This window comes from Rhodospirillaceae bacterium (assembly GCA_002746255.1).
Taxonomy (GTDB): domain Bacteria; phylum Pseudomonadota; class Alphaproteobacteria.
This window is the reverse complement of the sequence record NVWO01000001.1, coordinates 390,853-400,639: the sequence shown is the minus strand read 5'-3', so window position 1 is coordinate 400,639 and position 9,787 is coordinate 390,853. Positions and strand designations below refer to the sequence as shown.

Sequence of the window (9,787 nt, the reverse complement as noted above, 5' to 3'; positions counted from 1 at the left end):
TGGCTCATCCACACCTGTTCGGTGGCCCCATTTTCCCAGAGGCCTTCGAAAAGCGCGCAGCCCTCGGTGATTTCCAGAAAGGCGCGGCCGAATTCCCGATGCTCTGACGTCGCCACCTCGCCACCCAACTGGGCGCACATCACCTGTTCGCCATAACAGATCCCAAGCACCGGCACGCCAAGCTCAAAAACAACTGGATCCGCCTGGGGCGCTTCAAATCCGGTAACGGAAGCCGGCCCCCCGGAAAGGATGATCGCCTTCGGCGCGAAGGCCAAAATCGCCTCACGGCCTATGTGAAAGGGGTGAATTTCGCTGTACACCCCGCTTTCGCGAACGCGACGCGCAATCAACTGGGTTACCTGGGAACCGAAATCGAGAATAAGAACACGATCTGTCATGGCGTTAAGCCCCGTCATCCCTTTTCTTTTCCGAACGCAAGCAGGATCGGAGATTAGCCATTCTGCCGATAGTTCGGCGCCTCGCGGGTGATAGTGACATCGTGCACATGGCCTTCGCGTTGACCGCCTGATGTAACCCGCAAGAATTCGCAGTTGCGGCGCATGTCGTCGACCGTTCCATTGCCGGTGTAGCCCATCGCCGCGCGAAGGCCACCAACAAGCTGATGGACGACTCCGGCGACCGGCCCCTTATAGGGCACCCGGCCTTCGACTCCCTCTGGAACCAGTTTCAGCATATCGGCCACTTCCTGCTGGAAATAGCGGTCCGCCGAGCCTTGCGCCATGGCGGCAACGGAACCCATGCCACGATAGGATTTGTAGGAACGCCCCTGATAGAGAAACACCTCGCCGGGGCTTTCATCCGTTCCGGCAAGCATGGAGCCGATCATCGCAACGGAAGCCCCCGCCGCCAACGCCTTCGCCAAATCACCGGAAAAACGGACGCCGCCATCGGCAATCACCCCGATGCCCTGTTCCAAACACACCTCGGCAGCGTCGCAGATGGCCGTGAATTGTGGCACACCAACGCCGGCAACGATGCGGGTCGTGCAAATCGACCCGGGACCGATGCCTATTTTCACCGCATCCGCACCGGCATCGATCAGCGCCTTCGCGCCATCCGCCGTTGCAACGTTTCCGGCAATCACCGCCGGCCCATTGGGAAACTGACGAAGGCGGCGGACGGTTTCCAACACGCCACTGGAATGGCCATGGGCCGTATCCACAATGACGGCATCGGCGCCCGCATCGGCCAACGCCTCTGCCCGGGCGATGCCGGCATCGCCGACGCCCGTTGCGCCCCCAACCCGAAGTCGTCCCTGTGCATCCTTGTTGGCATTTGGGTAAGCCTGGCTTTTTTCGATGTCCTTCACGGTAATCAAACCGATGCAGCGATAGTCGTCATCGACGACGATCAATTTCTCGATCCGGTGCTTGTGAAGCAGGCGTTTTGCCTCGCCCATACCAACTTTTTCGCGGATGGTAATCAGGCCTTCTTTCGTCATCAGTTCGGAAACCGGCTGGCCTGGATCTGTGGCAAAACGCACATCCCGGTTTGTCAGAATACCGACAAGGCGGCGCGTCTCACCCTCAACGACGGGAATGCCAGAAATATGATGATCCGCCATCAGGTTCAGAGCATCGGCAAGCGAGCGTTCCGGTGAAATTGTGATGGGGTCGAAGACAATCCCGGATTCGAATTTTTTGACTCTGCGGATTTCTTCGGCCTGGCGCTCGATTTCCATGTTCTTGTGAACGATGCCAAGCCCACCCAATTGCCCCATCGCGATGGCCATCGCACTTTCCGTCACCGTGTCCATGGCGGCTGAAAGAAGGGGAATATTCAGGCGAATGGTGGAAGTAAGCTGCGTGCTCGTATCAACTTCAGCCGGCAAAACTTCTGATGCGGCAGGTTTTAACAACACGTCGTCAAAGGAAAGTGCAAGCTTAAGCTGCATATCTTCTCCCAAGCTGGTTGGCGGGTAATATAATCATCCCTTGCGTCTTGCCAAGGCTATTCAGCACCCTCAGGTAAGCCTTGTGCAAAATCGAGAGAAACCTGCTTGGTTTGTGCCTGCAAAAGAAGGCCCAAAATGCCAAAAAAACCAGAGAAAACATGGGTATTGGTAGCCAATGGTGCCCGCGCCCGGATCTTTTTTCAGGGAAGCGTGGGAATGGGTCTCATGCCGGTCCTGGCGGAAAAGGACGACCAAAGCCGCCAGCCCACCCGCGATATCGGCACGGACAAACCCAGTCGCATCCAGGATGCACATCGCTGACGGCAGCCGCCATGCGATGGCGCCGCGTGTCGATTGGCACGAATTCGAGAAAGAGCTGTTCGCCAAAAAGATGGCGGAAATTCTTAATCAGGCTGCGCAAAAAGAGACCTTCGACCGCCTGGTGCTGGTCGCTCCGTCAAAAACCCTCGATGCATCGCGAAAGGCATTGGGAAAAACCGCGCGCGAGAAAACAACCGCCGAGATCAACAAGGACCTTACCCGGGTTCCCATCCATGAGCTTCCGGCCCATCTTGAGGCGGCTTTGAAGCAGCCCCTTTAAGACCGCTGCCTTTAAAACCGCTGCCTTTAAAACCCATGGCGATGACGTAACTCTCCGCCGAACCGGGGCGGCTGGCAGGAGGCTTCGCATGCTTCACGACGCGAAACGATTTCTTCATCCGCAGCAAAAGCTCCTTTTCCGCACCGCCTTTCAACACTTTGGCAAGAAAGGTGCCGCCAGGGGCAAGGATTTCCTCGGCAAAATCGAGAGCCGCCTCGCAAAGGGTGATGATGCGCAAATGATCGGTCGACGCATGCCCGCTTGCCGGGGCCGCCATGTCCGAAAGCACAACATCGGCCGGCCCGTCCAGACCCTCACAAATGCAGGCAGGTGCGGAGGCATCCAGAAAATCTAGTTCCAGGATACTGGCCCCCGAAACGGCGTCCATGGCAAGGTAATCGATCGCCACAACGCATCCCTTCTTCGTCTTTCCCTGCACGCGCGCCACGGCGACTTTGGTCCAGCCTCCAGGGGCGGCACCAAGGTCAACCACCCGCTTTCCCGGCTCCAGAAAATGGAACCGGTCGTCAAGTTCCATCAATTTGAAGGCCGCCCTCGAACGCAGGCCTCGATGTTGCGCCTCGGCAACGTAGGGATCGTTCAGCTGGCGCTGAAGCCAGCGGGTCGAACTGGCGCGCCGTCCCCGGGCCGTCCGTACCCGCGTCGTCAACTGCCGCCGCCCACCCGAGCCGCCTTTCCCCTTTGCCGCCATCTATTTTAGCTCCATATTTTTCAGCCAGCATCCCAACGCCAAAGGAAAACGAAGCAAAACCCTCGCTCCGGTGGCCACCACCCCCATTGAGACGCCCCATACTATCCCGGTCCTGCCGCCGCCAATATCGAAAACAGACGCAAAACCGTCTTTCGGATCAAAACGTCCGGCCCTGTCGGCCAGGCTATTCAAACGGCGCACGCCGTGCTAGAGAATCGGTCGGAGCGTTTGGGGGATAGTTTAGCGGTAGAATTCTCGGCTCTGACCCGAGTGACCCTGGTTCGAATCCAGGTCCCCCAGCCACGCCGTCTTCCTAACCAGCCATCTGGCTGTCATCAAACCTTCCGCGCGATGACCTTGATCCCAGGTTTCCAAGAGTGAAACCTGCGAAAAATTCGAAGCCCATGCGCATCGAGAAGCTGCTTTATATTGGCTGGATTGAAAAAGAGGCAGTGGTCAGGAGGGCAGAAAGCGTCCCATTTTTCAAGATTCCGCGGGCGGCGCCAATGGGTGATATCCGGCGTCGTGATCTGCGCGATCCCGCCCACCTTCAAAAGCCTGGCAAGGGCCGCCACGAAACAATGAATTTCGGGCACATGTTCAATGACTTCACTGCAATAAATCACATCGAAGGCACGCCCTGCTTCCGCTTCCACAGCGGCGAGCGCTTCGATTGTTCCCTGGAAATATGTATTTTTTCCGTAATGCTCACGCGCATAAGCGATCGAAACCGGGTCGAGATCCATGCCAGCCGCTTCAAACCCAACTTGGCGCGCCGCCTCCACCATAAATCCACCGTTGCAGCCTATATCGAGATAGCGATTGCCTTGCGCATACCGTTTGAGTCGGCGTGCACGGCGGCGTGAGCGTTTAATTTTCTTGTCTGCTTTCCTGAAGTAATCCGTCGTGCCCACAAAGCCGTCATACGTGGCGGCAATTTCTTTCGGCGTCGGCATCGGATCCAGATAAACGAGATCGCACCGCACACAACGGACAAACTGCATGCCGTTATAGGCATGGTAGGCGGTGCGGTCTGCGCTCTCGCAGACGGGGCAAGAACCGTTTGGCAAGGTCACTTCACTTCGATATATGCTGGATGAGTGGACGATTTTAGCAATCGCCTTGGACCCACTCTAGCTTACCTGGCGAAGGAAAGAACCTTTTGTTCTAATGCGATAACCTGAGAGGCTGGAAAACGGGCAGTGACCGTTGTCCCCTCGCCAATTGCGCTCTCGACCGTCAGCGTCCCCCCATGCAACTTCACAAAGGCGTTGGTAAGTGGCAAGCCAAGACCCGTTCCCTGCTGCTTGCGCCCCAATTCGCTGGCCACTTGCCCAAAGGGTTCCAGCACCTTTTCGAGGTTTTCCGGCGCAATACCGATACCGGTGTCCTTTACTTCCAGAAGAAAATCGCCATTCACGTCCAGTCGTGCCGAGGTCGTAATACGCCCACCTGTCGGCGTGAACTTGATGGCATTCGTCAACAGGTTAATCAGGATCTGGCGAATCTTCCGCTCATCCGCAAAAAGGGGCGGAAGCGATTTATCCACTTTCACCACCATGGCAAGCCCCTTTGTTTCAGCACGGATGCCCACCAGCCGTTGGCAGGCCTCGACGAGGCTGGCGATGTCCGTCACGCGCGCGTCCAGGGGTGCCTTGCCTGCCTCAAGCTTTGACATGTCGAGGATATCGTTGATGAGCTCGAGAAGATGCGTTCCACTTTCGTGGATATTCTCGGCATATTCTTTATATTCCGCCCTAGTCTCTCCAAAGATCTCACCCTTGATGAGCTCCGAAAAGCCTATGATCGCGTTGAGCGGGCTGCGAAGTTCATGGCTCATATTGGCAAGGAAAAGGGCCTTCGATTCGGCGGTATCTTCCGCGCGGTCCGTCGCAAGCGCCATGCTTTTCTCAACCTTGTCCCGCCGTCTTATTTCCCTGCGGTGAAACCACAGCATCCCCCCGATAACCACCAGACAGGCGAGAACGACGAAGATCTCAAGCTGTATCTTGCTGATCGTATCGACAAGCACCTGTCCCTCGGCACCTATATGACGATGACCGTTGAGCAGCCACACAGCCACTATCGTTATCACGGAAACCGTCAAGGCGAAGATGGCGCAACCAAGAACGCCACCCGGCAGCTTTCCGATTATGGCAGGGAACCTTACCTGCATGTCCGACTCAACCTCATTCCCAAGCCTGCCCAATCCGCCCCCCAGCGGATATTCGCCGGGCAGCGTGCCTTAGACCTACAAGCTAAGAGGGAAAACTTAAGGAAGCCTTAGACAGGCAACACAAAATGGGAAGGTTTTAACGATGGAAAGTCATCTTTTATCATGGTTAACGCGGCTTTTCTTCCCCGGCATTGTCCCCATTATCCTCGTCCTGCGCCTGGAGACGCGCCGTCTCGCGTTTCAGGACGGCATGCGAACGCATGCTCAGCGGAATGCTGGCCAGGTAAAGAACGGTGAGCGCCGAAAGCGTTGCCCAATACTCGCTTGCCACAAAGGCGGCGACCAGACCGACGAAAAGAAAGGTCGGCAGCACGTAGCGGTTGGGCACCCTGAAGTTCTTGAAGGAATAGGTCGGCACCCGGCTAATCATCAGGATTGAAACGGAAAACAGGACCGCGGCGCTTGCAATCGGGTGCCCCAAGAGGTCATCCCCAAAGACAAAACTGAGCATCATTGGAAGCAGAACAAGCGCCGCCGCGGCCGGTGAAGGAACGCCGACAAAGAAATTATAGGACCAGGAGGGCGCCCCCTCGTCGCCGTCCTGGGTATTAAACCGCGCCAGCCTTAGCGCACAACAAACCCCATAGAGCAACACAAACGCCCAACCGACCACGCCCCATTGCTGCATCGTCCAGAAATAAAGCAGAATGGTTGGCGCAACGCCGAAACTTAAAAAGTCGGAAAGGGAATCCAGCATCGCGCCGAATTCGCTCGTCGCGCCCATAAGCCGGGCGATACGTCCATCCAGCCCGTCAAAAATTGCAGCAACAAAAAGGGCGAAGATAGCGGCTTCCCACCGTTCCTGAAAGCCAAAGCGGATGGCGGTAAGACCGGCGCAAAGTGCCAGGACCGTGAGAATGTTCGGCACCATCCGATTAAAGGAGAGCCCTTTCAGGCGTTCGCGCTTTTCACGAAACATCTAGCGGAGCTCTCCTGCCCGTGCCGGCTCCTGAGAGTGAAGGTCGGCAAGCACCGTCTCGCCTCCAAGCACCTTTTGCCCGACAATAACAAGCGGCGCAATCCGTTGCGGAAGGTAAATATCGGCCCGGCTTCCAAAGCGGATGATGCCAAAGCGTTCGCCAGTCACGACCTGTTGATTCAGCTGCAGATCACATTTTATTCTTCGGGCAACGAGGCCTGCAATCTGGGACAGTCCAATATTCGTTCCCGTATCTGTCGTAATGCGAATGACCTGGCGTTCGTTAAGCTCACTCGCCTTATCCAGGCTGGCATTGAGGAATTTCCCCGGCCGGTAGACAAGCTCGGCGACCGTTCCAGCGATCGGAACCCGGTTTACATGCACATTAAAAATATCCAGAAAAATGCTGATCCGCGTGTGCGTCTCTGCCGGCAAGCCAAACTCCGGAGGCGGCACAATGGATTGAATCGCGCGAACAACGCCATCTGCCGGACTGACCACCAGGCCTTCGCGTGTTGGAACAACACGGTCGGGATTACGAAAGAACCAGCCACACCAGACCGTCGCCACCAGCCCAACCCAGCCAAGCGGCGTGTAAAAGGAGCCAAGCAAAAGAGCCGCAAGAGCGAACACGGCCAAAAATGGCCATCCCTCACGGTGGATGCGCAGGCTATATGCTTTTCTTAAATCTTCGTGCCACATGATTTATGCCAGAACTCTACCTATCCTTCCGCCGGAAGAAAGAAATCTCCTCCCCCATGGCATCTACCCGCCCACATCAGGACCCGAAAGGCAGAGGACTTTACTCCTTTTTAAGAACAAAATGTAAACGTTGAATACAAATAGGGAGAACAGGGCCTTGCCACAAAATTCGCTCATACCACTTTCGCCTAACGAGGATGCAACCCCGTCCATCGACGTTCTGGACACCCAGACGATTCCTCTCGAAGTCGGCACCATCCGACTGTCGCAAGACGGCAGCATTACCCATGGCGATATCTGGACCAGTTTTGAATTCGGCTTCCACTACCGGGAGCACGCCTTCGGCGTAACGGCCCATCGCGAAAAAAGCATGCTCCACATCACCTTATGCGCCTATCTTGGGATTGTTCCATATTCGGCGCAGTGTGCGAATGCCCGCGATGAAATTCTTGGGATCGTTGAGGGACTTCCGCCACGCACCCATATACGTTTCGAAATTACGAGCACTCAGCAACTTTTTCTGCAGGCGGAGTCAACGCTTGCCTCGCCGCATACCCCCGTCCACATTCTGGCCGCAATCACGGCTTCATTATACGACGCAACCCCTCATCTCGACAATTTGCTGCCCAAGCTTTATAGAAAAGTCGCTTAACCAGCCGCCGCGGAAGAGCTTTCTGTCTCCTTCAAATAGGACTGATAGGTTTTTCGCAATCCCTCTTCCAGAGACATTTTTGCCTGCCACCCAAGTGCGTTGAGGCGTCGAACGTCGAGAAGCTTCCGGGGCGCGCCATCCGGTTTTCCGGTATCGTAAAAAATATTTCCTGAAAACCCGACGGTTTTTGCAACCAGCGCCGCCAGGTCAGAAATTGCAATCTCCACGCCCGTGCCCACATTGATATGAAGCTCATCGGAATAAACCTTCATAAGGTAAACCAGGGCATCCGCCAGATCATCGACAAAAAGAAATTCACGCCGCGGCTTTCCAGTTCCCCAAATCTCCACCGAAGCCGCAGCTTCGACCTTGGCGCGGTGCATCTTGGCAATCAATGCCGGAATGACATGGCTGGAAAGAAGATCAAAATTGTCGCCCGGACCATAAAGATTTGTCGGCATTGCTGAAATGAAATCCGCGCCATATTGACGGCGGTAAGCCTGCCCCATCTTAAGCCCGGCAATCTTTGCGATGGCATACCATTGATTGGTCGGCTCCAACTGGCCTTCCAGCAACGCCTCTTCTGGCATCGGTTGTGGCGCAAGTTTTGGATAGATGCAGGAAGACCCAAGAAAAAGAAGCTTCTTCACGCCTGTCTTGAAGGCCGCGTTCAGGACGTTCGTTTCAATGGCAAGATTGTCGTATATAAAATCCGCCGGCCGCGTGTCGTTTGCCAGAATGCCGCCGACACGTGCCGCAGCCAGAAAAATCGCGTCCGGCTTTGTCCGCCCCAGCCAATTTTCAACATCGACCTGACGCGTAAGGTCCAGATCCGCATGAGAGGCCGTAAGAATCTCGCATTCCTCACCAACCAGCCGGCGGAGGATCGCCGAGCCCACCATCCCATGGTGACCGGCCACCCAAAGCTTTCGACCCTTGAGGGGAAAACACGCGGCAGGTGACATCACCGCCGTCCCTCGGAAACATTTTTAATGTCGGCTTCCATCATTTCACGAACCAATTCCGTAAAAGGTGTCTGATGCTTCCAGCCAAGTTTCTTATACGCTTTCGAAGGGTCGCCTAGCAGGCTTTCCACTTCCGTGGGGCGGAAATAACGTGAATCGATTTCGATTAGGGTCTCGCCACTTTTCGAATCGATTCCTTTCTCTTCCAGACCTTCCCCCTTCCAGACAATCTCACGACCAATATGACGAAAGGAAAGCTCGACAAATTCACGTACGCTGTGCTGCTCGCCGGTTGCAAGGACATAATCATCCGGCTCTGGCTGTTGCAGAATGCGCCACATGCCCTCGACGTAATCCCTGGCATGGCCCCAATCACGCCTGGCATCCAGATTGCCAAGAAACAGCTGATCCTGATGCCCATGATGGATGGCGGCGACGGCACGCGTAATCTTTCGCGTGACGAAGGTTTCGCCGCGCGTCGGTCCTTCATGGTTGAAAAGAATCCCATTTGAAGCGTGAAACCCATAAGCCTCGCGATAGTTCACCGTGACCCAATAGGCGTAGAGCTTTGCTGCGGCATAGGGGCTGCGCGGGTAAAACGGCGTCGTTTCCGTCTGGGGCGTCTCCTGAACCTTGCCGTAAAGCTCGGAGGTTGAAGCCTGGTAATACCGGGTGCGATTTTCCATGCCCAGAATCCGGATTGCCTCCAGCAGGCGAAGTGCGCCAAGCGCATCGGTGTTTGCCGTATATTCCGGCGTCTCAAAACTCACCTGCACGTGGCTCTGGGCAGCGAGGTTGTAGATTTCCGTCGGCTGCGTTTCCTGGACAAGACGGATTAAGCTCGTTGCATCCCCCATATCCCCATAATGAAGTGAAAACCGTACGTCCCTTTCATGCGGATCCCGATAGAGATGATCGATGCGCCCGGTGTTAAAAGAGGAAGAGCGTCGCTTCACACCGTGAACGACATAGCCTTTCCCGAGAAGAAGCTCCGCCAAATAGGCGCCATCCTGACCGGTAACCCCGGTAATCAGTGCAATCTTATCCGCCATGATCCCCACATTCCCTGCACATAAAATTTTCCT

Annotated in this window: 12 protein-coding genes and 1 tRNA gene; 3 read left to right on the top strand and 10 right to left on the bottom strand. The window is 55.7% G+C overall.

Annotation, left to right across the window (positions count from 1 at the left end):
- Both guaA and COA65_01920 read right to left on the bottom strand, forming a co-directional pair.
- A partial coding sequence (gene guaA / locus COA65_01925; GenBank protein PCJ61771.1) for a GMP synthase (glutamine-hydrolyzing) occupies window positions 1–398 on the bottom strand: 398 nt, incomplete at its 3' end.
- A gap of 53 nt (window positions 399–451) precedes the next feature.
- A complete protein-coding gene (locus tag COA65_01920; GenBank protein ID PCJ61731.1) occupies window positions 452–1,915 on the bottom strand; it encodes an IMP dehydrogenase in 1,464 nt (487 codons plus the stop codon).
- 175 nt (window positions 1,916–2,090) lie between these two features.
- Between COA65_01920 and COA65_01915 the strand changes: the two genes are divergently transcribed.
- Window positions 2,091–2,516 carry a hypothetical protein gene (locus COA65_01915; GenBank protein PCJ61730.1) on the top strand — a complete coding sequence of 142 codons (426 nt, stop codon included), beginning with the start codon at window positions 2,091–2,093 and terminating at the stop codon, window positions 2,514–2,516.
- Here the strand turns inward: COA65_01915 and COA65_01910 are convergent.
- Together COA65_01910 and COA65_01905 are read right to left on the bottom strand one after the other, a co-directional pair.
- Window positions 2,452–3,228: a 23S rRNA methyltransferase gene (locus COA65_01910; protein ID PCJ61729.1), complete on the bottom strand. Its 777-nt coding sequence runs from the start codon at window positions 3,226–3,228 to the stop codon at window positions 2,452–2,454. The two genes, COA65_01915 and COA65_01910, sit on opposite strands and share 65 nt — an antisense overlap.
- Window positions 3,229–3,420, bottom strand: a complete 192-nt coding sequence (locus tag COA65_01905; GenBank protein PCJ61728.1) for a hypothetical protein — start codon at window positions 3,418–3,420, stop codon at window positions 3,229–3,231.
- Between the two features lie 37 nt (window positions 3,421–3,457).
- On the opposite strand from COA65_01905, the gene COA65_01900 reads away from it, so the two are divergent.
- Window positions 3,458–3,531, top strand: a tRNA-Gln gene (locus COA65_01900).
- Between the two features lie 32 nt (window positions 3,532–3,563).
- On the opposite strand, the gene COA65_01895 is transcribed toward COA65_01900, so the two are convergent.
- The 4 genes from COA65_01895 to COA65_01880 all read right to left on the bottom strand — a co-directional run bounded on the left by COA65_01895 (window position 3,564) and on the right by COA65_01880 (window position 7,085).
- Window positions 3,564–4,304 (bottom strand): SAM-dependent methyltransferase, encoded by a 741-nt coding sequence (locus COA65_01895; protein PCJ61727.1) that lies wholly within the window; start codon window positions 4,302–4,304, stop codon window positions 3,564–3,566.
- Between the two features lie 62 nt (window positions 4,305–4,366).
- Complete coding sequence (locus COA65_01890; protein ID PCJ61726.1) at window positions 4,367–5,404, bottom strand: hypothetical protein; 1,038 nt, start codon at window positions 5,402–5,404, stop codon at window positions 4,367–4,369.
- Window positions 5,405–5,570: 166 nt separating this feature from the next.
- Window positions 5,571–6,383: a CDP-diacylglycerol--serine O-phosphatidyltransferase gene (pssA, locus tag COA65_01885; protein ID PCJ61725.1), complete on the bottom strand. Its 813-nt coding sequence runs from the start codon at window positions 6,381–6,383 to the stop codon at window positions 5,571–5,573.
- A complete protein-coding gene (locus tag COA65_01880) occupies window positions 6,384–7,085 on the bottom strand; it encodes a phosphatidylserine decarboxylase family protein (GenBank protein ID PCJ61724.1) in 702 nt (233 codons plus the stop codon).
- Window positions 7,086–7,215: 130 nt separating this feature from the next.
- On the opposite strand from COA65_01880, the gene COA65_01875 reads away from it, so the two are divergent.
- Window positions 7,216–7,737, top strand: coding sequence for a hypothetical protein (locus COA65_01875; protein ID PCJ61723.1), 522 nt, complete (start codon window positions 7,216–7,218; stop codon window positions 7,735–7,737).
- On the opposite strand, the gene COA65_01870 is transcribed toward COA65_01875, so the two are convergent.
- Window positions 7,734–8,702: a GDP-fucose synthetase gene (locus tag COA65_01870; GenBank protein ID PCJ61722.1), complete on the bottom strand. Its 969-nt coding sequence runs from the start codon at window positions 8,700–8,702 to the stop codon at window positions 7,734–7,736. The genes COA65_01875 and COA65_01870 overlap by 4 nt on opposite strands.
- Window positions 8,702–9,754, bottom strand: coding sequence for a GDP-mannose 4,6-dehydratase (gmd, locus tag COA65_01865; GenBank protein PCJ61721.1), 1,053 nt, complete (start codon window positions 9,752–9,754; stop codon window positions 8,702–8,704). The genes COA65_01870 and gmd overlap by 1 nt, the downstream gene beginning before the upstream one ends.
- Window positions 9,755–9,787 lie beyond the last annotated feature (33 nt).